Origin of the sequence: Bacillus sp. FSL R7-0685 (assembly GCF_038002425.1) — a bacterium.
GTDB lineage: Bacteria > Bacillota > Bacilli > Bacillales > Bacillaceae > Bacillus > Bacillus subtilis.
Genome location: NZ_JBBOCN010000001.1, coordinates 4,042,653 through 4,067,557, shown reverse-complemented (window position 1 = coordinate 4,067,557; position 24,905 = coordinate 4,042,653). Strand labels below are relative to the sequence as shown.

At 41.4% G+C, this 24,905-nt stretch carries 30 protein-coding genes and 2 pseudogenes; 15 read left to right on the top strand and 17 right to left on the bottom strand.

All coding sequences use genetic code 11. The features are described 5' to 3' along the window. The first annotated feature begins 16 nt into the window (after positions 1–16). On the top strand, positions 17–397 hold the full coding sequence (locus tag MKY50_RS21135) for a VOC family protein (protein ID WP_015715075.1): 381 nt from the start codon (positions 17–19) through the stop codon (positions 395–397). A gap of 15 nt (positions 398–412) precedes the next feature. After that, positions 413–967 carry a sugar O-acetyltransferase gene (locus MKY50_RS21130; RefSeq protein ID WP_341117270.1) on the top strand — a complete coding sequence of 185 codons (555 nt, stop codon included), beginning with the start codon at positions 413–415 and terminating at the stop codon, positions 965–967. A 33-nt stretch (positions 968–1,000) separates the two neighbouring features. Here the strand turns inward: MKY50_RS21130 and MKY50_RS21125 are convergent, their stop codons facing one another. Continuing rightward, positions 1,001–2,356, bottom strand: coding sequence for an MFS transporter (locus MKY50_RS21125; RefSeq protein WP_069703959.1), 1,356 nt, complete (start codon positions 2,354–2,356; stop codon positions 1,001–1,003). Between the two features lie 226 nt (positions 2,357–2,582). Between MKY50_RS21125 and MKY50_RS21120 the strand changes: the two genes are divergently transcribed. Continuing rightward, positions 2,583–3,482 (top strand): CPBP family intramembrane glutamic endopeptidase, encoded by a 900-nt coding sequence (locus tag MKY50_RS21120; RefSeq protein WP_032724963.1) that lies wholly within the window; start codon positions 2,583–2,585, stop codon positions 3,480–3,482. Here the strand turns inward: MKY50_RS21120 and MKY50_RS21115 are convergent. From MKY50_RS21115 to MKY50_RS21105, 3 genes are all read right to left on the bottom strand, one after another. Next, complete coding sequence (locus MKY50_RS21115; RefSeq protein ID WP_341117269.1) at positions 3,479–5,548, bottom strand: thioredoxin domain-containing protein; 2,070 nt, start codon at positions 5,546–5,548, stop codon at positions 3,479–3,481. The genes MKY50_RS21120 and MKY50_RS21115 overlap by 4 nt on opposite strands. A 71-nt stretch (positions 5,549–5,619) precedes the next feature. After that, the gene (locus MKY50_RS21110; protein ID WP_003242776.1) at positions 5,620–6,537 is read right to left on the bottom strand and encodes a DMT family transporter; all 918 of its coding nucleotides are present in this window, start codon (positions 6,535–6,537) and stop codon (positions 5,620–5,622) included. Continuing rightward, complete coding sequence (locus MKY50_RS21105) at positions 6,534–6,950, bottom strand: MerR family transcriptional regulator (protein ID WP_010886646.1); 417 nt, start codon at positions 6,948–6,950, stop codon at positions 6,534–6,536. The genes MKY50_RS21110 and MKY50_RS21105 overlap by 4 nt, the downstream gene beginning before the upstream one ends. Positions 6,951–7,289: 339 nt before the next feature. Between MKY50_RS21105 and MKY50_RS21095 the strand changes: the two genes are divergently transcribed. Next, on the top strand, positions 7,290–7,490 hold the full coding sequence (locus MKY50_RS21095) for a hypothetical protein (RefSeq protein ID WP_021481098.1): 201 nt from the start codon (positions 7,290–7,292) through the stop codon (positions 7,488–7,490). Positions 7,491–7,603: 113 nt separating this feature from the next. Here the strand turns inward: MKY50_RS21095 and MKY50_RS21090 are convergent. The 3 genes and pseudogenes from MKY50_RS21090 to MKY50_RS21080 form a co-directional block, all read right to left on the bottom strand. Then, positions 7,604–7,782: pseudogene (locus MKY50_RS21090) on the bottom strand (DUF255 domain-containing protein); the annotation flags it as partial. 242 nt (positions 7,783–8,024) lie between these two features. Further along, positions 8,025–8,591, bottom strand: coding sequence for a dihydrofolate reductase family protein (locus MKY50_RS21085; protein WP_341117267.1), 567 nt, complete (start codon positions 8,589–8,591; stop codon positions 8,025–8,027). 158 nt (positions 8,592–8,749) lie between these two features. Next, positions 8,750–9,106, bottom strand: coding sequence for an MmcQ/YjbR family DNA-binding protein (locus MKY50_RS21080; RefSeq protein ID WP_086344547.1), 357 nt, complete (start codon positions 9,104–9,106; stop codon positions 8,750–8,752). Between the two features lie 396 nt (positions 9,107–9,502). Here MKY50_RS21080 and satA point away from each other — a divergent pair, with 396 nt between their 5' ends. After that, entirely contained in the window at positions 9,503–10,024 is a 522-nt protein-coding gene (satA, locus tag MKY50_RS21075) for a streptothricin N-acetyltransferase SatA (RefSeq protein ID WP_341117364.1), read from the top strand. A 67-nt stretch (positions 10,025–10,091) separates the two neighbouring features. On the opposite strand, the gene MKY50_RS21070 is transcribed toward satA, so the two are convergent. Both MKY50_RS21070 and MKY50_RS21065 read right to left on the bottom strand, forming a co-directional pair. Next, positions 10,092–10,694 carry a YczE/YyaS/YitT family protein gene (locus MKY50_RS21070; RefSeq protein WP_017695807.1) on the bottom strand — a complete coding sequence of 201 codons (603 nt, stop codon included), beginning with the start codon at positions 10,692–10,694 and terminating at the stop codon, positions 10,092–10,094. Beyond that, complete coding sequence (locus MKY50_RS21065; protein WP_014481495.1) at positions 10,691–11,137, bottom strand: GNAT family N-acetyltransferase; 447 nt, start codon at positions 11,135–11,137, stop codon at positions 10,691–10,693. The genes MKY50_RS21070 and MKY50_RS21065 overlap by 4 nt, the downstream gene beginning before the upstream one ends. Before the next feature lie 119 nt (positions 11,138–11,256). Between MKY50_RS21065 and MKY50_RS21060 the strand changes: the two genes are divergently transcribed. From MKY50_RS21060 to MKY50_RS21050, 3 genes and pseudogenes are all read left to right on the top strand, one after another. Then, a complete protein-coding gene (locus MKY50_RS21060; RefSeq protein ID WP_003226875.1) occupies positions 11,257–11,709 on the top strand; it encodes a MarR family transcriptional regulator in 453 nt (150 codons plus the stop codon). 156 nt (positions 11,710–11,865) lie between these two features. Continuing rightward, entirely contained in the window at positions 11,866–12,528 is a 663-nt protein-coding gene (locus MKY50_RS21055; RefSeq protein WP_168768978.1) for an MBL fold metallo-hydrolase, read from the top strand. 16 nt (positions 12,529–12,544) lie between these two features. Continuing rightward, a pseudogene (locus tag MKY50_RS21050) lies at positions 12,545–12,685 on the top strand (LysR family transcriptional regulator); the annotation flags it as partial. A 24-nt stretch (positions 12,686–12,709) separates the two neighbouring features. On the opposite strand, the gene MKY50_RS21045 reads toward MKY50_RS21050, so the two are convergent. The 3 genes from MKY50_RS21045 to MKY50_RS21035 all read right to left on the bottom strand — a co-directional run bounded on the left by MKY50_RS21045 (position 12,710) and on the right by MKY50_RS21035 (position 14,607). After that, on the bottom strand, positions 12,710–13,189 hold the full coding sequence (locus MKY50_RS21045; RefSeq protein WP_268554116.1) for a DUF2798 domain-containing protein: 480 nt from the start codon (positions 13,187–13,189) through the stop codon (positions 12,710–12,712). Positions 13,190–13,271: 82 nt separating this feature from the next. Further along, positions 13,272–13,715 (bottom strand): GNAT family N-acetyltransferase, encoded by a 444-nt coding sequence (locus MKY50_RS21040; protein ID WP_341117263.1) that lies wholly within the window; start codon positions 13,713–13,715, stop codon positions 13,272–13,274. Positions 13,716–13,728: 13 nt separating this feature from the next. Then, positions 13,729–14,607: a LysR family transcriptional regulator gene (locus MKY50_RS21035; protein WP_029318534.1), complete on the bottom strand. Its 879-nt coding sequence runs from the start codon at positions 14,605–14,607 to the stop codon at positions 13,729–13,731. Between the two features lie 186 nt (positions 14,608–14,793). On the opposite strand from MKY50_RS21035, the gene MKY50_RS21030 reads away from it, so the two are divergent. Then, entirely contained in the window at positions 14,794–16,008 is a 1,215-nt protein-coding gene (locus MKY50_RS21030; RefSeq protein WP_341117262.1) for an MFS transporter, read from the top strand. Positions 16,009–16,040: 32 nt separating this feature from the next. Here the strand turns inward: MKY50_RS21030 and MKY50_RS21025 are convergent, their stop codons facing one another. Continuing rightward, positions 16,041–16,880 (bottom strand): pentapeptide repeat-containing protein, encoded by an 840-nt coding sequence (locus MKY50_RS21025; protein ID WP_341030620.1) that lies wholly within the window; start codon positions 16,878–16,880, stop codon positions 16,041–16,043. A gap of 145 nt (positions 16,881–17,025) precedes the next feature. Between MKY50_RS21025 and MKY50_RS21020 the strand changes: the two genes are divergently transcribed. After that, entirely contained in the window at positions 17,026–17,415 is a 390-nt protein-coding gene (locus MKY50_RS21020) for a YybH family protein (RefSeq protein WP_341117260.1), read from the top strand. Between the two features lie 67 nt (positions 17,416–17,482). Further along, positions 17,483–18,271: a hypothetical protein gene (locus tag MKY50_RS21015; protein ID WP_038429953.1), complete on the top strand. Its 789-nt coding sequence runs from the start codon at positions 17,483–17,485 to the stop codon at positions 18,269–18,271. Positions 18,272–18,308: 37 nt separating this feature from the next. Here MKY50_RS21015 and MKY50_RS21010 read toward each other — a convergent pair whose 3' ends face one another. Next, positions 18,309–19,046, bottom strand: a complete 738-nt coding sequence (locus MKY50_RS21010) for a MerR family transcriptional regulator (RefSeq protein ID WP_153255558.1) — start codon at positions 19,044–19,046, stop codon at positions 18,309–18,311. A gap of 160 nt (positions 19,047–19,206) precedes the next feature. Then, positions 19,207–20,517, bottom strand: coding sequence for an MFS transporter (locus tag MKY50_RS21005; RefSeq protein WP_014478548.1), 1,311 nt, complete (start codon positions 20,515–20,517; stop codon positions 19,207–19,209). 433 nt (positions 20,518–20,950) lie between these two features. Here MKY50_RS21005 and MKY50_RS21000 point away from each other — a divergent pair, with 433 nt between their 5' ends. Further along, positions 20,951–21,397 (top strand): DUF6376 family protein, encoded by a 447-nt coding sequence (locus MKY50_RS21000; protein ID WP_015715059.1) that lies wholly within the window; start codon positions 20,951–20,953, stop codon positions 21,395–21,397. A gap of 32 nt (positions 21,398–21,429) precedes the next feature. Here the strand turns inward: MKY50_RS21000 and MKY50_RS20995 are convergent, their stop codons facing one another. Further along, on the bottom strand, positions 21,430–22,359 hold the full coding sequence (locus MKY50_RS20995; RefSeq protein ID WP_003226902.1) for a manganese-dependent inorganic pyrophosphatase: 930 nt from the start codon (positions 22,357–22,359) through the stop codon (positions 21,430–21,432). 205 nt (positions 22,360–22,564) lie between these two features. Here MKY50_RS20995 and hypR point away from each other — a divergent pair, with 205 nt between their 5' ends. Further along, positions 22,565–22,942, top strand: coding sequence for a transcriptional regulator HypR (gene hypR / locus MKY50_RS20990; RefSeq protein WP_014478546.1), 378 nt, complete (start codon positions 22,565–22,567; stop codon positions 22,940–22,942). 31 nt (positions 22,943–22,973) lie between these two features. Here the strand turns inward: hypR and cotF are convergent, their stop codons facing one another. Then, positions 22,974–23,456 (bottom strand): spore coat protein CotF, encoded by a 483-nt coding sequence (cotF, locus tag MKY50_RS20985; RefSeq protein WP_003226906.1) that lies wholly within the window; start codon positions 23,454–23,456, stop codon positions 22,974–22,976. Between the two features lie 145 nt (positions 23,457–23,601). On the opposite strand from cotF, the gene MKY50_RS20980 reads away from it, so the two are divergent. Both MKY50_RS20980 and MKY50_RS20975 read left to right on the top strand, forming a co-directional pair. Beyond that, positions 23,602–23,751 carry a hypothetical protein gene (locus tag MKY50_RS20980; RefSeq protein WP_003226909.1) on the top strand — a complete coding sequence of 50 codons (150 nt, stop codon included), beginning with the start codon at positions 23,602–23,604 and terminating at the stop codon, positions 23,749–23,751. A 224-nt stretch (positions 23,752–23,975) separates the two neighbouring features. Further along, positions 23,976–24,905, top strand: coding sequence for a YybS family protein (locus MKY50_RS20975; RefSeq protein ID WP_257435376.1), 930 nt, complete (start codon positions 23,976–23,978; stop codon positions 24,903–24,905).

The following is a 24,905-nucleotide window of genomic DNA, read 5'->3' as shown; positions in this document are numbered from 1 at the left end:
GAAGGAGGAGGAAGAAATGCAGATTGAACATATAGCGGTCTGGGTCAATGATTTAGAGCGAATGAAATCTTTTTATGAAACGTATTTTAATGGCGAAGCGAATGATTTGTATCATAATGAGAAAAAAGATTTTAAGTCTTATTTTATTACGTTTGGTTCCGGAGCAAGGCTGGAAATTATGAAAAAAGGGAATGTGACTGATCCGCCCTCACAAACAATGACAGGCTGGGCACATATTGCCTTTTCCGTTGGGAGCCGGGAGAAAGTTGACGAACTGACTGATCGATTGAAAGCGGATGGTTTCGCAGTAGTAAACGGCCCGAGGACAACAGGAGACGGCTACTATGAAAGTGTGATTGAGGATGATGAAGGAAATTTGATCGAGATTACAATCTGACATGGAGTGACTTAAATGCTGAGGACAGAAAAAGAAAAAATGGCAGCCGGAGAATTATACAATTCGGAAGATCAACAACTATTACTAGAACGCAAGCATGCGAGACAGCTGATTAGACAATATAACGAAACACCGGAAGATGATGCAGTGCGGATGGAGCTTTTGAAGGAGCTGCTCGGTTCGGTTGGGGATCAAGTCACGATTTTGCCGACATTCCGCTGTGATTATGGCTATCACATTCATATCGGAGATCATACATTTGTTAATTTTGACTGTGTTATTTTAGATGTGTGTGAGGTGCGTATCGGCCGTCATTGTTTGATTGCGCCAGGTGTACATATCTACACGGCCGGTCATCCTCTTGATCCGATCGAAAGGAAATCCGGGAAGGAGTTCGGTAAGCCTGTGACAATTGGAGATCAAGTTTGGATTGGAGGCCGGGCGGTGATTAACCCGGGAGTGACAATCGGTGATAACGCAGTGATTGCTTCTGGATCTGTTGTCACTAAGGATGTACCCGCTAATACTGTTGTAGGAGGAAACCCCGCGAGGATTTTGAAGCAATTGTAATGAGATCAGTGCGGCAGATCCGCACTGACTTTTTTAAATCTGTTTCGCATTCGTATTAGGACCGAAGAAGATTAACAGCAAGGAGCATGCGAGCCAGCAGCCCCCAATAAATAAGAAGACGCTGATATAGCCGAGCTGAACGGCAATAAATCCGACAAGCAATGAGCCAAAAATGTTTGAAAAACGGCCAAGACCATAGGCTAAACCGCTGCCAGACGAGCGGTATTCAGTCGGATAAGGTTCAGATGTATAGGCGTATAAGTTCGAGGTAAAGACCCGTTCTGTGATATTCACGATAAAACCAAATACAATGATCATGATGGGAATAAAAGTCATACCATATAAGAGCCCGGCGATGGCCGTCAGAAACGCACTCGCAGCTAAAATCCATTTTCTTTGAAATCTTTCGGAAATCATGGAGCCGAGCAGTGCACCAAGCGGAGCGCCGACGGAATGCAATACGTTATACCACAATGTATTTTCCATGGTGACGCCATTGCTTTTTAGCAGGCTTGGAACCCATGAGGCAAATCCGTAAAACCCAAACGTTTCAAAAATCCATACAGCAGATAATACGATGGTGATTTTGAGGTTTCTGCCTTTCAATAAGCCGGCATAACCTGCATTCTGCTTAACAGTTTCGCTTACTTTAGGCTGGGATGCTGCCGGAAGCGGGCCTTTCTCCTTTTCAACCTGTGCCTCAATTCGGTTGAGGATCGCATCGGCTTTCGCATATTCCCCGCGATTTTCGTGCCAGCGAGGCGACTCTTCCAGCCGTCGAATAAAGAAAAAATAAATAAGGCCGACGGCACCCCATACAAATACTAGCCTCCATCCCCATGAACCAAGAGGAATGACAAAGGCAGACACAATGTTGGTGATCGGCACCCCGATCAATCCAATCATGGCACAAAAAGAAATATATTTTCCACGTACACTTGAAGGGAAAAATTCCGCCAAATAGCTATTCGTAATGACCATGGCGGCTGCAACGCCAAATCCGGTGAGAAAACGGAATGTCATTAAAGATGGAATGTCCCATGCCGCAGCATTGCATAGCGATGCGATTGAGAAAACAAAGACAAATAGATTTAAGGCTTTTTTGCGGCCGATTCGATCGGACAGCCGTCCGCCCAGTGAAGCGCCTAAAAACATGCCTAAAAACGAAGCAGCCGTTATGTTAGCAATAGTTGAAAGCGGGATGCCCCAATGCTCGATCAGTGCCGGCGCTACATTGCTGAGGGTAAATAAATCTGCGAGATCAAAGAAATAAACAATGCCGAGAGCGGTTAACACTTGGAAATGAACGCGTGAAATCGGAAGGCGGTCTAAACGATTCGCTACGTTTGAGAAAGGATGTGTATTCTTTTGTTTGAAGATCGTATTCATAAAAAACCCCCTTTTGAGTAGTAAGAAAAGACTGAAAATTCCCCTCTTGGGACTATTATAAGTATCTTGGTTCATTGGCAACAGAGTTCAAATCACTAGATGGAAGAACTAAATTCACACTTTATATTTTAATTTTGCTTAAAAGATTTCCAAAACAGTAGATTCATAGACCAATTTATGCAAATATATAGTAATATTCTCATTGAAAGGAAGAGACATAGAAGGAATGAATTCATTTATCCGTCCTATAGAAGGAAACAATACGTTGTGGAGATATTTTTTCGCTTTTTTGGTGATGGTAGGGTTATATGTATTCGGGAATATAGCTTACCTTTTCGCTATACTGTTCACGGTTATTGTGAATCCCAATATCACGTTTGATTTGGATGAAGCTGTGCTGAGTGATCCCCTCGTAGATCTTTATTTGTCCCATGTGATTTATTTATTCGCCATTCCGGGAGTTTGGCTGGCTGTACGCTTTATTTTGAAGCGGCCTTTCCGAACGGTGATAACACCAAATTCAAAGATGAATTGGCGGAGAATTTCCTTTGGCTTTATTGCTTATTTCTTGCTGATGATCGCCGTACAATTGATTGATTTTGTGATTCATCCTGATAGCTATTCAATGCAAGAGTTTAATGCCTCACGCTTTATCTGGCTGCTAGCGGCTGCCCTCATTTTGGTTCCGATTCAGACATCAGCTGAGGAACTGTTTTTCAGGGGGTTTTTGCTTCAAGCTTTCGGGAGATTGACGAAAAATCCTCTATTTTTGACACTGATTGTCGGAGGATTGTTTGGCGTATTGCATTTTGCGAATCCAGAAATGAACAATGGCGCTGTCTGGGCAGGAATTGAGTATTTAACATTTGGTTTTGTGTGGACCTATTACACGATTAAAACTGGAAGCATCGAAATATCACTTGGCGCCCATGCCGCGAATAATATGTTTTTGTGTATGTTTATTACAGAAAAAAACAGTGTGTATGGAGGAATTCCTTCTCTGTTTACGGTTACGCGGGGGAACCCGATGTGGGAGGCTTTCTTTACGATAGCGGTCAATCTTGTGTTTGCGGGGATCGCTTTATGGTACCATAAGAAATCAAAAAGTAAGCAGCAAGGGTCTTAATCCCTGCTGCTTATTAACGTTTGGATGGCTTCTTCGATATTCGTTGTCGGCTGCTGGCAGGCGAAGTTTTCACAAATATACACGGTTGTTTTGCCGTCTATGATGCGGTAGTCTGCTGCAAATGGCGCAATGTCTTTGCATTGCTCGGGCTGCTCTGCCACCAGAATGGAGTCGTTAGGCTTAAAGGCTTTTTGAAGCTCCGTTATGATTTGTTTTCTGGCTGGATCGTCTGCACTTCCAAAAATCACGATTTCTTTCTTAGGCATCAGATGTCTTAACACACTTTGCATAAAGAAAGCATGGCCGCTCGGATACGCGTCGATGTCTGGCTTGAACACGGAAAACATCGTTTCTGCTTTTTCAATTAGTGATAAGTCGCCTGTGACTTGTCCAAGACGAAGCAGCTGAACGGCTGCCACACTGTTTCCGGAAGGCACGGCGCCGTCGTACACTTCTTTTTCCCGTACGATTAAGGCTTCTGCATCGTGTCCGGTGAAGTAGAATCCGCCATGCTCCTCATCCCAAAATAAGCTGATCATATCGTCTGTTAGTTTCTTCGCTTTTTGTAAAAAAGATAGATCAAACGAAGCTTCATAGAGATCGAGATAGGCCCATAGGAGAAAAGCGTAATCGTCGATAAAGCCTTTGTTTTTCACTTCGCCGTCTCGATATCGGACCATTACACGGCCGTCGATGATTAATTTGTTTTCAATAAATGTGATGGCGTCTTTCGCTAGGCTGAGATATTTCGGTTCCTGGTATACCTTTGCCGCTTTCGCAAGACCCGCGATCATCAGCGCGTTCCATGAGGTAAGCACTTTATCATCGACATGCGGATAGGTTCTTTCCTCGCGTGTCTTCAAGAGCTGCTGTCTTGCTTCTTCGAGTTTGAGACTGAGCTCTTTTTCGGTTAACCCGGCATCGGCTTTGATTTGTTCCCACTTTGTGTGAATGAGGTTAGGAATATTTTTGCCTTCAAAGTTTCCTTCTTCAGTGATGTCATACACTTGGCAATACAGCGTTCCGAGATCGTCCCCGAGCGTTTTCAGAATTTCTTCCTTTGACCACACGTAGTACTTTCCTTCTTCTCCTTCTGTATCCGCGTCTAAAGCAGAGAAAAAGCTTCCGTCTTCATGAGTCATTTCCCTCTGAATGAACGTAATGATCTGCTCACAAATCTCTTTATAGCGGCTGTTTTGCGTGACCTGATAGGCTTCTGTATAAGCGGTCAGCAGCAGCGCATTGTCGTACAGCATTTTTTCAAAATGGGGAACGAGCCACTCGTCATCGGTCGAATAGCGGGCGAACCCATAGCCGATATGATCGTAAATGCCGCCATTCGCCATGCTGTCCAGCGTTTTCGTCACGTTGTATAAAGCGTTCTCCTGCCCCGTATTGTGATGATAACGAAGCAAATACATCAGCATATGGGGCATCGGAAATTTCGGTGCCTGCCCGAAACCGCCGTAGATCGTATCAAACCCGCTGGCAAGCTGCTGGAATGTCCGGGAAATCGCTGACTCGCTAAGGCCTTCGCCTGATTTGGCGGCTGTTTTGGTCTGCAAATGTTTAGCGGCGTTCTCCGCAATATCCTCGACATGCTCACGGTCGTTCGCAAACGTCTCAGACAGATGCTCAAGCACATCAACAAAACCGGGACGATTGAATTTGCTCGTCTTTGGAAAATATGTACCCGCGTAAAACGGCTTTTGATCAGGCGTGATAAACACATTCAGCGGCCAGCCGCCCTGCCCGGTCATCAGCTGGCAGATTCTCATATAAACAGAATCCACATCCGGCCGCTCTTCCCGGTCGACTTTAATCGCCACAAACCGTTCATTGAGAAGACGCGCGATTTCTTCGTCTTCAAAGCTTTCGTGAGCCATAACGTGGCACCAATGGCAAGTCGAATAACCGATGCTGACCAGAACCGGCTTGTTTTCGCGTTTTGCTTTTGCAAATGCTTCTTCTCCCCACGGGAACCAGTCCACAGGGTTGTGGGCGTGTTGGAGTAAATATGGTGATTTCTCATTGATTAATCTATTGGGTTTACTTTTGTTTGGCATGGGATCACCTTCTTCCTATAATTAGTGTATATTTAACTTAACACATTTTCTCAAAAATACTCCCTATTTCTTTATATAGCTGACTGTTCTTTAGTATTGTACTTAGGAATACGTATTACCCCCGAAGCGGTTAAAACACCTAATATAACTAGCACAGCCCCAATAACTTGAAATACCTTTATTGGTGTTCCAACGGCAAATGAAATAATCATCGTTACAACGGGAACAAGGTTGAAAAATAAAGATGTTTTACTAGCCCCAATCTCTTTAATCCCCTGATTCCACCATAGGTAACCCAAAACACTTGTAAAGAAAGCCATAAAAGCAATTGCTCCCCAGACTCCAATCGGGATGTTCGATAAAGAAACAGGTTTGGATGTAAATAAGGAAACTACTATTAAACTAACAGCACCGATAACCATCGTATAAGTGGTTGTAGATAGCGGTGTACCATCCTTTACAAACCGACGTCCAAGTACGCCATAAAGTGCCCAACAAACGTTACCTGTAAAGATTATTAAGTCTCCTCCTGAAATTGATAAGGTTTTAATGGTTTCGATAGAACCTTGTGTAATGACTAACAATACACCGATGAATGCAAAGAATATGCCGAGTACTTGTTTTTTTGTCATGTTGTCCTTTAAGATAATTCGAGCGAGAATTGCTGTTAATAAAGGATTCAGCCCCATTATTAATGCTCCGTTAACGGGAGATGTATATTTTAAACCAACAAAAAACAAGGCATTAAATCCAAAGATTCCTATAATTCCAAGAACAATGTATGAAACGGCGTTTTTCCGTAATTGACTCTTCTTTATACCTTCAGTAAAAATCAAAATGATGAGCATCACCGCAGCCGCTAAACCGAAACGCCATGCCGCAGAAGACGATGGAGAAAAATATCCAACTGTATATTTTGCAAGATTAAAAGTAGCTCCCGTGAAAATAGAGAAGCCAAGTAACATTATGTATATATTTAAATGTTTCATTTGTTTTCCACTTCCTCTTTCAAAATTGAATAATATGTATCCAGTTTTCCTTTTGTAGTAGAAATCACTTCTTCCAGCTCCCTTTTTTTAATTTCCATTTTCTCTAAGTGCTTGGTTAAAATCTCAATACGTTTATTTATAGATGGGGAGAGTTGTGCCGATTTAACATCCGAATTGATTTTTTCCAAAATGCATCCGTCTTTGACAAACTCATTAATATCCTCCAAAGACATACCTGTTTCCTTTAAACTTTTCAGGAATAACATGAACTGAATATCAGTCTCCGTATAAAAACGCCTTCCACTGTTTTTTCGTTTTGGTGGTGGAAGTAACCCAATCTTTTCGTAATATCTTAATGTATACGAACTAATACTAGTCTTCTCAGCAGCTTTACTAATGGAATACAACAACATCATCCCTCTCATTTAATTAAAGTTAGTTTACAATTTAGAGTTAACTCTAAGTCAAGCAAATAAAAAAACCTGCTACCGCATGGTTACGGATTGCAGTTTTTAGAAAATGAATGACATAAAAGGTAAACTGTATTGTTTGAACAAATAGTATTATCGTTTAAAATGGCTTTTGTTATCTTTTAATGGAGTTCCACACGATTTGATTATCCGGGCCACCAAACGCAAGTCATGATTTACTTCCTTTTTTGAGGATTGTTTATTTCGAAACCTTTTGTCGGTTGATAACATAGACTTTTAATAACATAAGGTTTTGTTATTGATTCTGGAAGGAGAGTTAAAATGGATTACATTTATAAGGAAAAGAAAAATGGCAATCGTATAATATCAATCAGAGATAAATGGGAGAATGCATTTATTGAGTTTGAGCAAAAAGGTAATCAAATTGATATAGTGATCAATTATCGTAACGAGAAAACAACTAAGTTTTCGCTACCAATCGAGACTTTTGAGAAAGTGTATCAGGATATTAAAAATAAGTAGGAGAGATAGATAATAAAAATTCGGTTTGAAAATAATACTGAGGAAAGATCAAATTGTTTATAAAACTATAGATAATATAGAGTCATAAAAGATCTATTATGGTTATTCTAATAGACATGGCACCAATGGCAAGTCGAATAACCGATGCTGACAAGAACAGGCTTGTTTTCGCGTTTCACTTTTCATATGCTTCTTCTCCCCAAGGGAACCAGTCCACAGGGTTGTGGGCGTGTTGGAGTAAATAAGGAGACTTTTCAGCGATTAATCTATTGGGTTTATTGTTAGTAGGCATTGGATCACCTTCTTTCGTTTTTTTTATAAATACAAAACTTAGCCGATTACTTAAAAGAGGGAGAAGAAAATATACTATAATGCTTAATGATGTTAATGGAGGAGACACCGTCCTTTTCAATCCTCTTTTATTACAGAAAATTTGATATTGATAATTCCATAGTATATTAAGGGGAACCCATTATTTATGGATTCCCCTTTAGTTCAATAAGAAGGATTACTGTCGAGTGTTACTTTACAATGTTAGCCATTCCGATGATAAACGATTTGCACAACGCCAGAGGAAAATGTTCTTGTATTCACCATTTTTAAATTTATCCTCTGTTTTACATCAATAAACAACGGTTTTCCTTCTCCCAAAACAACAGGGTGAATAGATAATCTAAATTCATCAACAAGCCCCAAATTTATAAAAGTTGTAATGAGACTCGCTCCACCATATAGCCAGATGTCTTTGCCAGACTTTTTCTTCAATTTATTTACTTCTTCAAGAATATTATCATTTATAAATATGGCTTGATTATCAATCTCATTTTGTGTTCTGGAAAAAACATATTTCTTTTTACTATGAACCAATTTCCAAAGTTCCTTTTCTGTATCAGGATCTTCATTTTTTGGAATATATTGTCCCCATAAATCGTAGCTTTTTCTACCATATAAAATAGTATCAATTTGATTTAAGAAATCAGTAAACCCCATATCAGGGTCCATAATGCACCAATCAACTTCTCCATTTTTCCCTTCAATAAAACCATCTAAAGTAACTGCTAAATCTAAAATGATTCTTCTCTGTTTTAAGTTATTTGTCATAACTATTCATCCTTTTCCATAAGAAGTTGGTAGAAATTCTTCTCCCACTCACACACCAGATCGACTAAGTTGCGTTTATGGACAAAGTGAAGAACAATATCTAAAATGAAAGTGCCCACTACTCTCCGCAGCTCGATTAGCAGGAACACTCTTTATCTTCACTTGGTTAAATGAAAGCTCTGCTCGATTAAGTTATAGATTTCGCCTTCTGGATCTGTCCGTTCTAAAACAATTGAAATCCAATGTTCCTTATCCATATGATATCCGGGTAAGATATTTTCCCCGTTTCTTAAGCTATCACTTATGTCAGGGGGACATTTTAGATTTAGAATATCTATTTCGCCATGACCATCCAAGCCTAATTTTTCTGGGAGAACATTCATGATAAGACCGTACCATTTTTTGTTTGATGTATGTCTCAAAGAAGCATAGTTTGGGTATTTCTCCCACGGGTAATCAGGCGATGTACCGTATTTTTCTTTGACGTGTTTAAAGATATCTTCTCTTGTTAACATACTCAATCACTCCTTTATTCGCTCTACTTTCTTCTTGGAAAAGTCAAAGAGCGATCCTTGATTGTCCTTTGGATACTACAATAGAGATGTCACCAATGGCAGAAGCTGTGTCAAAGCTTCCTCTCTCCACGGGTACTAGTCAACAGGGGTGTGGGCGAGTTATTTCTCATTGAGTTTATTGTTAGTGGGCATAGGGTCATCTTCTTTTCTCTTGTTTCTATTCCTATTTACTGTACCACACGCCTCTGTTGAAATACCTCATTAAGATAGAGAAATATATAAGGTAATGGATGTCTTATCTAATGCTGTTCTCTTAAAGAGTACACTTTTGGAAGCTGTTATTGAATAGTATCGAAACGAGTTTACTAAATATTATCTCGATTGGCGGAGATTGATATGATCATTAAAATGACTCAAATGAATTTGAAAGATTTCAATAAACCAAATGAACCTTTCGTTGTTTTTGGGAGAATGATACCTGCTTTTGAAAACGGTGTTTGGACATATACTGAGGAACGATTTTCTGAACCTTATTTTAAACAATATGAAGATGATGAAATAGATGTTAGTTATGTTGAAGAAGAGGGAAAAGCGGTTTTTTTATATTATGTTGAAAACAACTGCATCGGCCGGATTAAGATTCGTTCTAACTGGTTTGGGTATGCACTAATAGAGGACATTGCCGTTGCAAAAGACTATAGAAAAAAAGGCGTTGGAACAGCATTATTACATAAAGCGATTGAGTGGGCAAAGGAGAATCGCTTTTGTGGTCTTATGCTTGAAACACAAGATATTAATGTTTCAGCTTGTCGTTTTTATGCCAAACATCACTTTATAATAGGTGCAGTTGATACGATGCTTTATTCCAACCTTCCAACAGCAAATGAAATTGCGATTTTTTGGTACTATAAATTTTAATTTATCATAAAATTATTGAACGAAACGTAGCTTGTTTTGCGTTTCGTTTTTTCAAAGAAGAGGTTTTTTAACCCCTTCTTTTTTTTGATAAGAATTGTTTTTCCACAATAGGCATAAAAACGTGAAGGATCATTCCTCCCAAACAGACGGTTAATAGGGTTCCGATGCCGATAGGGCCTTTAAAGATGATGGCTAATACTAAGAAAAGAGCGTATACCAATGTTCTTGAAAACAAGATTGTTCTTTTGGAGAGATCTCGGATAATAAGTGTTAAATGATCGATGGGTGTTGATGCGAATTTCGTCTGAAGATAGATGGCTGTTCCAAGACCGATGAGCACCAAACCAATTCCGAAACAAATCAGTTTGCTTAACAACGCATTTAGATAGATGGTGTTTTTTACAACAAACAACCATAGGTCAATGCCTATTCCAGTAATGAATGCTGTAATTAAGCCTAGCAAAATAGGTTTTTTTCTCGTTAATATAGCGTTGCAGATTAAGAGGATCACAGAAATAAGGACCTCCCAGCTCCCTACGGTAAGACCGATTTCTTTTGACAGACCAACCAAAAGGGCATCGAAGGGTGATGTGCCCAGTCCTGATTGTATGGTTAAGGAAATGCCCAAACTTAATATGAGTATGCCTAATCCGTAAAAAATATATTTCATGTTATATTCCGCGATATGTCTTTTGTCATCAAGACATGAGGGATGCCGTCTTCCATAAATGCCTGTGAAGAAATCTGGTAGCCCAGTTTTTGATAAAAGCCTGCTGCTTGTGTTTGACCATGCAGCTTACATGCAGTCAATCCTTTTTCTTTTATGATTTCTTCTAACCCGCTTACGATGACTTTCCCCAATCCGTACTTACGGTAAGGTTTTAGGATGCAGATTCTTTCCAGCTTTGCTGTATGGCCAACGATGCGCACACGGCCCGTGCCGACAGGCTGATTCTCATGATATACCAAGACATGCTGGCATTGTTCCTGGAGCGTATCAAATTCATCGAACTCTTCGGATTCCGATACATGTTGCTCCTCAATGAAAACCGTCTTTCTAATATTCAAAGCTTCATGTAAATCAGCTTCAGTTGTTATTCTTTTTATATTCATTATGAATCAATCCTTTTCTGATATTAGTCTGGACTGTACAGCATGCATGTGGTCTTATAATAGTAAGGTTAAAACATTTTTGTTGTAATTGCAACAAAAATACGTGAGGGGTTTTAGGAATGAATGATATTTTGCGTGAGATCGGCATGATAGCAAGAGCGTTGGATTCCATAAGCAACATCGAATTTAAAGATTTAGACTTAACAAGAGGGCAGTATCTCTATCTCGTACGTATATACGAAAATCCGGGAATTATTCAAGAAAAATTGGCGGAAATGATAAAAGTGGACCGGACAACGGCCGCGCGGGCCATTAAGAAGCTGGAAATGCAGGGATTTATTCAAAAACTGCCGGATGAGCAAAATAAAAAAATAAAAAAACTGTTCCCGACTGAGAAAGGGAAAAAGGTATATCCATTGTTAAGAAGAGAAGGAGAACATTCCACGGAAGTGGCCTTGTCCGGTTTTACTTCAGAGGAAAAGGAAACCATTTCTGCACTCCTTCATAGAGTGAGGAAGAATATAGAACGTGATTGGGAATATGTGAAGAAGGGGAACAAAAGGGATTATTAATGGACAATGTTAACAAGGGGAACAAAAGGGATTATTAATGGACAACGTTTACAAGTTGAGCTGATGCTGACGAAAATCGGCGTCTCCTTCTCAAGAATCTAGTTCACTTCTGTTTTCTTTAAAACTATCAAAAAATTTCCACAGGAGATGGTTTGCGTGAATTTGAGACAACTATCAGAACATGTCTTTCAATGTGAATTTGAGCTTGATGTGCCTCTTCGTATTCCGGTTCATACTTGGTTTATCAAAGATGGTGATGATGTTTATATTGTTGATACGGGAATAGAACGTTTTGCTGATGCTCAAATTAGGGCAGCGTTAGCGATCGGCGATCCAAAAGCCATTTTGCTTACCCATGGCCACAGTGATCATATCGGAGGTGCATCAAAATGGTTAGAGAGATTTGATATTCCGATTTATGCCCACCAGAAAGAACTTATATATATCAATGGAGAAGCGCCTTATCCGAACAAAAATGAAGTGGAGAACACAGGGGTAGCCCATATTGTCCAGCCGCTGACGGAGCAAACGCTTGCTCACCTGCCTCTGAAATACTATTTAACACCTGGCCATTCTCCGGGGCATGTCGTGTATTATCATAAAATCGATCGTACGCTATTAACGGGCGACCTTTTTATCACAAGTAAGGAGGATTTACACCCACCTATAAGAAGATTCAGTGTTGATATAAATGAGAACATCGATAGCGGCTCAATCATAGATCAAATCAAACCAACGCTCATTTGCTCTTCACATGGCGAAGAAATTCTTTATAACGAAGAATTGTATAAAAACTATGTGGTAAGGTATAGGGATTAATGGAAGTCAAAAACATAAGCTGAAAATTCTTCAGCATGGTGAAGCCCTCGATCCGATTTACTCACATCTGTTACTCAAAAAGAAAAAATGGCAGCTGCCTGCCGCGGAGGCTTTTGCGGAGCTTGTTTTACATTCGATTCATGAGCAAAAGGAGTGAGTGTCAGGCTCACTCCTTTTCTATTTAAATTGCGGCTGTGAGCTTTGGTTTTACAAATTTCATGAAAATTCCTCTGACTAATGGGCCCATAATCAGTAATTGCAATGGATAGGCCAGGATGAAATTTTTCAACACAATCATAAGATAAGCACTGAAGAGGCTGTCCCCGTTCAGCCCATTTGCTAGAACCGCTGTCACTAAACCGAACACAGACATACAAAGTACCATGCCAATCACCATACAAGTTGACATGGCAAGGATGACATAAATTTTTTTAGTCTTGTCGAACGGCATGCGGAATGCAATCTTCTTGGCGAGGGGGCCCACTAACAGTAAATCGAACAGGAGGGCGACCATAAAACCGATGACCATTTCAAAAACGGTCACCAGTGAAAAATCCTGAATGGCTCCGTTGATGATGGCATTGTAAATCGACATGACGCAGACCATTCCAAAGCACATCATCACGCCAAATATAAGGCCTTCTTTTTTATTTGCTGGCATACAATCATTCCTTCTCTCCATAATCGGTGATTAGTATACCAATGAACTGTTCATGCTCATAAGTGACAAATTTGTGAACAATCTATAGCGCAGAATCGTCTTGTTTTGTCATCAGCACATGTGGAATGCCGTCCAGTATAAATTCTTTTGATGCAGTCTGATAGCCGAGCTTTTCATAAAAGCCTGCCGCCTGTGTCTGGCCGTGCAGTTTGAAGGCAGAAATGCCTTGTTCTTTCACAATACGTTCTAATGCATCGACGATCACTTTTCCCAAACCGAATTTGCGGTAAGACTTCAGAATGCAGATTCGTTCCAGTTTCCCCGTGTGGTCAACGATACGGACACGTGCAGTGCCAACAGGTACATTCTGATGATAAGCCAGGATGTGCTGGCAATCACCGTGGAGTGTATCGAACTCATCGAATTCATCCGAAATGGGACAGCCTTGTTCCTCTACAAATACGGCCTTTCTGATTTCAAACGCTGTATGTAAATCCTGTTCTGACGTGATTTTTTTGACATTCATGCTTGAATCCTCCCTACTCAGAAAAATGGCTGATCACATATTGTTTAAAGGTCTCAGCAACCGGTGATAAAAACCTGCCTTTTATCCAGGCAATTCCTATGACACGCTGACATTCCGGCCAGCTGACGCGGATTTTGGTGATTTTGCTTTGGTCTAAGCCTTTCAGGTCTGGGAGAATAGATATGCCCAGTCCGGCTGCCACAAAACCTGCGGCAGTAGCTGCTTCTTCTCCTTCAAACATAATGTTCGGCTGTATATCAGCCTTCTCAAACAGCTCATCGACCGTCATCCGAAGTGCATAGCCCTTTTTCAATAAAATAAAACGCTCCCCGGCAATCTCATTCAGGGTAATGCTTTCGCGACTGGCTAATGGGTGATCATTTGGCACAAATACAAAGAGTTCTTCACTCCACAGCTTGATCCATTGGATCGGATTTTCAGGCTTAATCGAAGCGAGGAGACAGAGGTCCAGATCCCCGGATTTTAATCGTTCAAGCAGCCAATAAGAGTGGTTTTGCTTCAGCTGGAAGGCAATGTTGGGGTATTCCTGCTGAAAGGAGCCGATGAGATCGGGCACGAGCGTGGTGCCTAATGTATGTAAAAAACCGAGAGAGACTACGCCTTGGTCTGGCTTTAATAAGGCTTGGATTTCTTCTTTTCCTTCGGTGTACTCCTTCATCATCGCCTGAACCCGCCGCAAAAAAATGTGTCCGTATTGATTTAAGCTGATGGATCGTCCTTGCCTGTCAAATAGCGGGACGCCCAAATGATTTTCCAGCCTGGCGATAGAGCGTGAAAGCGCAGGCTGTGTGATGGAGAGGCTTTTTGCGGCTTTCGTGACGTGCTGCATCCGGGCCAGTGTTTGAAAATATTCAAGTTGTTCCCATTCCAATTATCATCCCTCCTTATTACATATAAGCATAAAAAGGATATTTTATATGCATTATACAACATATATCAACGGTGCTAAGATAATAATATAAACAGACTCGAGGATGTTTGAAATCGGAAGAAATAAAGGATGGTTGTTTATGAATTACAGTGCTCCACAACATGATGAGGGACCGATAAAGTCCCGATGACATACATTCAAAAAGGCACACCGGTTTTTCGAAAAATTACGTTTGCTTTCTTCGCTGCGGGTTTCAATACATTTGCGATTCTATATTGCGTACAGCCGCTCATGGAGGAATTCACGCGGGAATTTCATGTGACGCCTACTGCGGCGAGTCTTTCTTTATCTGTTACCACAATGCTGTTAGCTGTGAGCATGCTTGTCTTTGGTTCATTATCCGAGGTGTGGGGACGCAAGCCTATTATGGGTATTTCCATGCTGGCCGCATCGGTTCTCTGTCTGGCATCGGCCTTTAGTCCGAGCTTTCATACACTGCTCGTATTGAGAACCATTCAAGGTGTTGCGCTCGCAGGCCTTCCGTCGATTGCGATGGCTTATCTTGGGGAAGAAATTGAACCCGGAAGTCTTGGATCAGCGATGGGGCTATATATCAGCGGAAATGCAATCGGCGCCGTTTTCGGAAGGATCGTTTCCGGGCTCCTGAGCGAGTACTTGAATTGGCATATGGCGATGGGGTCAATTGGTGTCATTAGTTTGATTGCTAGTATTATATTTTTTATGAATTTGCCGCCATCCAGGCATTTTACGCCAAGAAAATTGAAGCTCGGGAAATTGGGAATGTCTCTGATCGACCACTTGAGGGACCGTAAACTATTCAGCTTGTTTCTCATTGGTTTTTTGCTGCTCGGAAGCAATGTTGCATTGTTTAATTACATTGTGTATGTGCTGTTGGGCCCGCCGTATTCGCTTAATAAAGCATTTGCCAGCTGGATATTTATTGTGATGATTGTAGGCATTTTCAGCTCGTCTTTCATTGGAAGAATGGTTGATCGATATGGCTATCCAAAAATACTGGTGATGAATATTTTCATCGTCATTGCAGGTGCTTTATTCACGATAAACAGTATGCTGGCAGTGAAAATTCTGGGGATTGCCCTCTTTACATTCGGTTTTTTCGGAGGACATTCAGTTGCCAGCAGCTGGGTGGGCAGGAGAGCCCTTCATAACAAAGCACAGGCTTCATCGCTGTATTTGTTCTTTTATTACGCCGGTTCAAGTGTTTGCGGAACAGTCGGAGGGCTATTCTGGTCTGCTTTTCACTGGCTGGGCGTCGTCGGTATGATCACCTTCATGCTGCTGGTTGCGTTATGGCTGTCGGGATACTTGGCAAGAAGTGTGAAAATGCCGGATAAAAGGAACGAAAAAGGATTGAATTGATCAGTAAAAAAGGACCGTTAGCGGGTCCTTTTTTATTTCCAATGGGCAGGGGTTCGTACAGACAGCGGCAGCTTTGTGTTCGAATCGCCGTTGGCGGCGTTCACCTGTGCCTGTGTCAAAAAGATGCTCCCGGTCAGGTCGGCGCCGCTGAGATCAGCGTCTCTCATATCTGCACCGATAAAGTCTGTCATTCTCAAATCGGCATTTCTCAGATCGGCGGCTATGAGCAGCGCCCCTCTTAGATTTGCTCCTCGCAGATCAAGCCCTTTCAGTTTCGCGCCGATCAGGACACTTCCCCGGCTGACCTTTTTCGGGAGTTTTGGATGGCGGGCTTGGGCACGCACCAGCTCACTTGTTTTTAACAGCCATTCATTGACCTCAGCTCGATGCTCGTCCACCTGCAGTGTCAGCAGGCGTTCTTTGCTGAGTCTGGTGAGCTTTTCTATTTTTTCGAAACTGGTTCTCAGTTCGGGATGAATCGGCTTGGCTATATCTATAGAAAGAGCTTCATGTAAATACCAGAGCATTTCGTGCAGCTGCTGCATGATAGGAAAAACATCAAACATCTGGTTGGCCGTTTCGGGGCTGTTTCGCCAATCCTTTCCCTCATAAGTGATTTGGGATACTTTTTGGCCGGCGCCAAAGCATTCATATGCAGAGCAGCCTCGAAATCCTTTTTCTCTGAGATCTTTATGTATAGAACATTGATAGTTTGATTGTAAGTTGCGGCAAGGTGTGCCCCCGTCTTTATCAAAAGCAAAATCTGCCGACTTCGCATAAGGCAAGGCGACACAGCACAGGCCAAAACAGTGCTGGCAATCCGCACTTAAATCATGATGTATATTGTCATGTAACGTTACTTCCGCAGACAATAATGTCCACCCCTTCACTTGGGTACTTTGTTAAATATATCTATTTGATTATATAGGAAAATAGGATACTTTTCATTTTGTTTTCACGGTTTCAGTGAACTAACGATGTATAATATATCCAATCATGATGATTGGGGGAATTCATTTGGAACAGCAATTGAAAGACATCATCTCTGCGTGTGATTTGGCAATCCAAAATGAAGATTTTGATACACTGATGAATTATTATTCGGAAGATGCCATTTTAGTTGTGAAGCCGGGCATGATCGCGCGAGGCAAAGAAGAAATCAAAAAAGCGTTTATCACGATTGCAAACTATTTCAATCATCATATTGTCCCGACACAAGGGGAAATGATCCTGTTGGAAGCAGGTGACACGGTACTCATCCTTTCTCAGACACTGCTTGATTCGGATAAAAAGGACTCCGAGTATGCGATGGAAAGAAGGGCGACCTATGTATTTAAGAAGAATGCGCAAGGCGAGTGGCTTTGTTTAATCGATAACTCTTATGGTACGGATTTAATTGGTGTGTAAGATATGTCTTTGATGTGCCATTCCTGCATATAATGATTCATTCAGCTGATTAGGGAAGGTGACACAATTGAATGTGTATGACATCAGAATGGCTCCTTATTGGTTTTATGAAAGCAGAGGATTTGTTCAACATCCATACGTATTTCGGCAGCCCGTCTCCTCACGTGCTATCATTGCATCTACCCGCGGCGATGTAACGGGAGACGGCGTTATTGACGAGGTCTTTCTAACTGGAAATCAAATGCCCGGCAGCCCGTTATGGAGAGATATCACATTGGTGATCCGTGATGGCAGAACCCATCAGGAGCAGCAGATTCAGCTTCAAAACAATATGGGATACAATCCGTCACTTTTTCTGGGGGATATGACAGGCGACAAGATTGAGGATGTGGCAGTGGTTATGGATACAGGGGGAAGTGGCGGTGCTATTTATGCATATGTGTTTGCCTATCTAAACAGGCAGTTCCGGCGAATTTTCAATTCAGATGTATTGAATGATGAATTAAAGTACAGTGTGAGGTATCAAAATCAATATAAAGCGAGCGTCATCAGTCATCAGCAAAACGAAACGTATATCCTCGACCTTACTTACAAGGGCAGGGAATATTTGAATGAGATTTATAACAGCCAAGGTGTGTTAAAAATGCCGATAGAAGGATGGGTGAATCCTTTATCGGGCTTGTATCCGGTTGATTTTGACAGAGACGGCGTATACGAATTATTGGCGTACCAGCGGATAGCGGGAAGGTATAACGCCGACTCATTGGGATATGTTCAAACCGTATTGAAATGGAACGGACGGCGTTTTGCCGTTGACCGGCAGAATGTTTCGATTGTTGGCGGTGCTGTCTCGTAATCCTGATGGCTGTCACCCTATAAAGGGTGACAAAACACTACAGGTGTTCTGCAACGACAACCAAATAATAAGATAAACCGGTTTGCTGCTCTTCTAACATTCCTCTATGGAAATCATCTTGCATAAAAAAACGTGTTTGTTTTACGTAGTCTTCTTTACTTGTCGGATGCCCGTTCTGATTTAGGAACTTAAGATGATTCATGACATGCTCTTGCACGGAAGGGTCATGATACGTTACACCATTTCTTAAAAAATCAGCCATCCTATCAAGAAAATGTTTAGCCTCTATTGCCATTTTGTTCATTTCATCGACATTGATTGTATGTGTATCCAATTCAAAATCGTAACGCTCTTTTAAATACCCATTTTGTTCTGCTAAAGATTGTTTCCATTCTTCAGCGCTTTCAAATCCTTTAAACATTACCTTATGATCCATGTTTTCACCTTTTCTCGTGTATTCTAAAGATGTGTTGACTGTTTGAATGAGACGCTGATACTTTTCAATTTTCTTTTCAAACAGCTTTTTTTGTTTTTCTAATGTACTTGTTCTTTTAGCATCCTCATTTAGTAATGTTTTAATTTCTGACAAAGGAATATCTAATTCTTTGTAAAAAAGGATTTCCTGCAGTCTTTTTAGTTCTTCAGCACCATAGTACCGATATCCGGCTTCGCTTATTTCCTTTGGGGCCAGCAAGCCGATTTTGTGGTAATGATAAAGCGTTTTGATTGTGACATTCGCAATATTGGATAGTTCTTTTACTGTTAATTTCACCATCTGACTCCTCCTTTCTTCTTTCACTATGAGGCCTTACCTTTGGTTGGAGTCAAGGATAAAATGGTGGTGTTTTCGTCCGAGAACAGCCTAGTGAATGTTGGGAGAAAGAAAATAACACCTGGCGGATTCAAAGAAAAGAGTGCTTTTCAGCAAGCACTCTTCATTCCAGTTTAATTCGTTTTACATCCCCTAGTACAAACACATAAAAAACCAATCCCAGCAACAGCACAAAACCAGCTACCAGAAAGCTGAGGGTAAAGGAGCCTGTCACATCAAACAAATACCCTGTCAGTGACGCAGCAATAATGCCTCCGAACAGGTTGTTTGCGAGATTCACCATGGAGCTCAGCATGGATACGGAACCGATCGGCGCGAGTTCTGCGGAGATGGACCAGCCGACCGGAGCGGTTGCGGAAATTCCGGCGAGTCCGATGGAAATGCAAATAATGGCTACGGTAATATTGTTCGTCAGAATGGAGCCTAAGAAGAAAAAGCCAAAGCTCATTCCGACTATGATTACGGTTCGGTACACCTTGGTGTTAGGATAGCCTTTCTTAATAAAATAATCGACGAGCCAGCCGCCGACGGCAATTCCGGAAATGGTTGAGATCAGCCACGGCACTGCCGTAAATAAACCGGACGACATGAGATCCATACCGTATGTATGTTTAAAGAAAGTCGGAAGCCAGGTGAGCAGCAGGTTGAATGTATACCCGTACCCTGTAAATCCGATCATTAAGCCCCATACTTTCCGATTGGTGAAAAGCTTTTTTAAAAGCGGGCCCGTTTTGTAAGGGATTTGCTCTGTTGTAATGGCATTGTGTTTTTGAATATAGTTTAGTTCACTTTTAGAAATGCGTTTGTGCCGTTCAGGCTGTTCATAATACTGCCAGAAAAAGATCGTAAACAGCACATTGATGCATCCAATCGTCAAAAAAGCGACACGCCAGTCAAATGTTGTGACAAGAAAAGCGACCAATGGCGCGCCGATTACATTTGAAAACTTGGCGGCCGAATCGAACAGTGAGTTTGCCAATCCCCGCTCACTTGGAGGAAACCAGAGAGCGGTTGCTTTAGAGGCAGCAGGGAACGCAGAGGCGCTCGTCAGCCCAATGAGAAACCGGAACAGATACAACAGCAATTTTCCTTGCAAAAAAGCAAGAAGGATCGTTAAAAAGCTCCATATTGTCATTCCAACCCTCGTGACCCATGCGACCCCAAAACGGTCCAGCAAACTTCCGACAGGCAGCTGCATCAGTGTATAGGAATAGGTGTAAATGGAAAACACGATGCCGAGTTCAGTTGCAGTAAGGTGAAACGAATCTTGTATCGCAGGGGCCGCTACCGAGATGGCCACTCGGTCAAAATAATTAAGAATAATAATGCCGCTAAGTAACGAAGATATGTACCATCTGGTATGCCCAGGCCGTTTCACGCGCTCTTGACTCATGATGAAAACCTCCTCTGTCATAGCATGATCTCCTGATAGAAAAACCATTCAAATTTTAAATACCACAGCGCGCTTTTATATAAACGGCAGGAATTTGACTGGAACAGATCGGTGCTTTAGAATGAAAGTAATAAAAATGAACACTCCAAAGGGGAGTAGCTTTCACAGTAAAGTCGTCATTACGGGACAAGTTGTCCTCGGCTTTGCTGGCAATCTCATTTGTTAGCGAGACCTTTGCCAAATCTGATTTGGTGAAGGTCTTTTTGTTTCAGGAACTTCACCAAATTGGTGGAGTTTTTTCATTTTTACCAAAAAGGGAGAGGAGCATCAGAATGTCTAAGCTGAAAAAGTGGCTGAAGCGTGAATTGGTGAGGAAAGGGCTGCCGTTAGCGAAAGAGAAATTGATTCCGATCTTAAAAGAAAAAATGAAAAAGAAACGATGAGGGGGCTGAAGATGAAGATCATTTTGACAATACTTGCCGGAGTGGGACTTTTGAGTGCAGGCGGATGCGGCATGCTTGATCAGGTGAACGACGGATTGAACTATACGAGTGAAGCAGCGGGGTATGTGGAGAAGGTGAAGACATTTGCAGAGGAAGCGCCTGAATTGGCTGAGAAAGCTGTAAATGACACCGAGGCGAAAGAAAAACTTGAAGCGCAGCTTGAGTCGATTCAGAAGGATGCCGCTGATTTTAATGAATTAACGCCGCCTGATGCCGCAGCGGAGATTCATCAAACCATTCAGGAGCATAACGAAACCTTGCAGAAAAGCGCTGAAGAGGTGTTGAAACAAGCCGAGGAAGGCAAGGTATCGCTTAAAGAATTGGAGCAGTCAGACCTGGTCCAAAACGCAAAGCAAATTACTGATGTGATGGGACAAATTGAGAAGCTGGGTGAATAAGAAAAAGCATCCCGATGCGGGATGCTTTTTGCTTATTCAGCCATTGCGTCTGTTAAGACAGGAACGACTTGTTTTTTACGGGAAACAACACCTTTTAAGAGGGCTGTGTTGTTTTCTAAAGTAACGTTGAACGCTTTTTCCACTTTCGCTGCTTCGTTACCGATTGCAAGAGCAAGTGAATCATTTTCTAAGATATCTGTGATAACGAGAAGGAACAGATCAAGATTCTTCTCAGCCACAACTTTTGAGATCACAGCTTCTAATTCAGCTTGGCGTTTTTTCACATCTTCAATGTCCACTGTGTTTACTTGTGCGATTTCGACTTTCTTGCTGCCGAGTGTAAATTCTTTCGCATCAAGAGAAATGAGCTCTTCCACTGTTTTTTTGCTTAGATCAGCGCCTGCTTTCAGCATGTTCAAGCCGTATTCTTCAGCATCTACGCCAGCGATCTCCGCAAGCTCTTTTGCTGCCGCTACGTCTTGGTCTGTGCAAGTTGGAGATTTAAATAACAGGGAATCAGAAATGATCGCAGACAGCATAAGGCCGGCAATTTCTTTCTCGATTTTCACGTTATTCTCTTTGTACATTTTGTTTAAGATGGTAGCCGTACAGCCTACAGGCTCAGCACGATAGTAAAGCGGCTCAGCTGTTTCAAAGTTAGCGATGCGGTGATGGTCGATAACCTCTAAAACCTGAACCTCTTCAATGTCTTTGATGCTTTGCTGGCGTTCGTTATGGTCAACCAGGATAACGCCGTTTACTTCGTTTGCAGCTGTTTCAACAAGACGCGGGCTTTCTTGTTTGAAATAGTCAAGCGCGTATTGTGTTTCGCCGTTGACTTGTCCGAGACGGACAGGCTCAGCATTGAAGCCGAGTTTGTTTTTCAAATCAGCATAAGCAATCGCAGAACAAATCGTATCTGTGTCTGGGTTTTGGTGTCCGAAAATAAGTATCTTTTCCATGATAGCTCCTATCCTTTTTTTAAGTAGTGTAATCTTTATATAGTTTAACACGTCTTGCTGCAGGTGTAATCATGCAAACCCTTAAAAATTGATGTGAATAAGAAGCATTTTCTTTGAGCTAAGGAGAAAAGGTGTGTAAAATACTGGGTAGCTTAGTTGCAAAATGTAATGTAGTATCAAAAAAGGTACTATTGGAGGGTCAAGAATGAGTGGAAAAAAGAATATATACCCGAACAAAGAAGGCTGTCCAGTTGAATTTACTCTAGATGTCATTGGCGGAAAGTGGAAAGGAATTCTTTTTTATCACATGATAGATGGCAAGAAACGATTTAATGAGTTTCGGCGAATCTGCCCGAGTATTACTCAAAGAATGCTTACTCTTCAGCTGAGGGAGCTGGAAGCGGACGGCATCGTGCATCGTGAGGTTTATCAACAGGTACCGCCCAAGGTTGAGTACTCTCTGACGGAATTCGGGCGAACGCTTGAACCGATTGTTTTGCAAATGAAAGAATGGGGAGAATCCAACAGAGACGTGCTGGAATCTTATCGTTCGAACGGCTTACTGAAGGATCAGCAGAAATAGCAGCAAAGGGAAAACTCCTTTGCTGCTTGTTTTATTTCATTGAAATGGCTCTGTTGGCGTTTCTGACATCGTTTTTCAACAGTTCAGAAAGGTTGTAAGACGGATAATATCCATGCTGATACATGTATCGATAAACTTGGGCGTGCAGCTGGATGGCAGCATTCAGCTGTTTGACCAGTACGTTTCTTAATTGAGGTGTTGCTGTTTCTGTAATTGCGATGGCATAGCTGCGGACAGATGTTTTGGCAAAACCGAGCAGGTCACCGCTGTAAAATGGGTTATCTGCGCGTTCTTCTTCCTCATCTTCTCTGTGCGGAGCCTGTGGAAAGAACGGAAGAAGCTCTCTCAAATTTTGCTCAACGCTCTGAATAGACACGTTATAAAGCTGTCTGAGCTGAGGGTCTTTTACTTCTCTTATCATTTTCTTCAGTTTAATGAGTCCGTTTGATTGAAAAGCAACCAGCTCGTGCATTTCTAATGTTTCATGCCAAGCCAATGTTCTGCGTTCATCCATGTGAAAATTCTCCTTTATCGATCAGATTCCATATCAGCATATGCCCAACGCTCAATGTTGTTCATGATGTTTTGAAGTTTATAAAAAGGGAAATTCACCTTATATAGGATACGGGTTGAGAACATGCACAAAGAGGTGAAACACAATGTGGGACATGATAAAGAACTTTTTCTTGTTTAGCAGCGGCGTTCTGCAAGCAACAACCCTTTTACTGGTGATCTTAATTTTTATGTATGTCAGAAAAACGAAAAAGAAAAACAAGGAATCTTCTGGCTTTATGGATGATAAACATTAATTGTGATGGGCATTCTTTTCAAAGAATGTCTTTTCATTTTTTATGTTTCACATGAAACATTAGCGTCATTTTACTTGCGATTTGGACTTATGTTAAAATATAAAAGTAAAATTTAGAGATGATATAAAAACATTCGGTGCAACGTATGTTGCAGCGATGAAAAAGAGCAGTCGTTTATGCTGCTCTTTTCTATTCGTATGTTCAGGATGATACGAGGTGACTAAGTGAAACAAACGAGAGCTTTAATGGAAGGTGCTATTTTAATCAGTCTGTTTGCGATCATCACGCTTCTGGTCGTTTATGTTCCTGTGATTGGAATACTGTTTTGGTTGGTTTTACCTCTACCTTTGATTTTATACACATTGAGATACGGGGCAAAATTAGGTTTTTGGATGAGTATTGTAAGTCTTCCCGTTATTTTTATAACTAGTTCAATTACTGGGGTCTTTTTAGCCATTATGTCCGCATTTACAGGTGTTGCTTTAGGTTTTTCTCTTAAGAAGAAGGATCCTGCAATTGCGATTTTATCTAGCTCTGTTGTTTCAGTGCTATGTATTATGATGTTTTTTGTGTTAAGTATTTTATTTATGGATATTAATATCATCGATAGGGCCTTAACACAATCACAGGAAGCGATTGATTCTGCTGAGTATATGATGAGAAATTCAGTTCATTCAGAAGAAATTAATAAAAACTTGGGTATAATGAGAGATCAATTAGACACAGCTCAATACCTATTTCCAACAGCTATTGTGGTGCTGGGGATAATATATGCTTTCCTCAGTTACCTTATCGCTAAGCCGCTCTTAAGGCGATTCTCCCCCGATATTCCTAATCTAAAGCCTTTTAGAGAGTTGAAGTTTCCGCAAAGTGTTGTAGTACTGTATTTGATTATTGTCATGCTTTCATTTTTGCCTTTAGAAAAAGGCCAAATGCTGTACTCTATCGCTTTAAATGGGGAGTTTATACTCGGGTTTCTGATTTTCATCCAAGGTTTATCATTTATCTTTTTCTATTGCCATAAGAAACAATATCCAAAGGCTGCGGCTGTGATTGCTGTCATACTTGGGTTTGTGCATCCGGTCTTCATGGCAGCCATTCGCATTTTAGGCGTTTTAGATATGGGCTTTCATATAAGGAATAAGGTGAAGTGA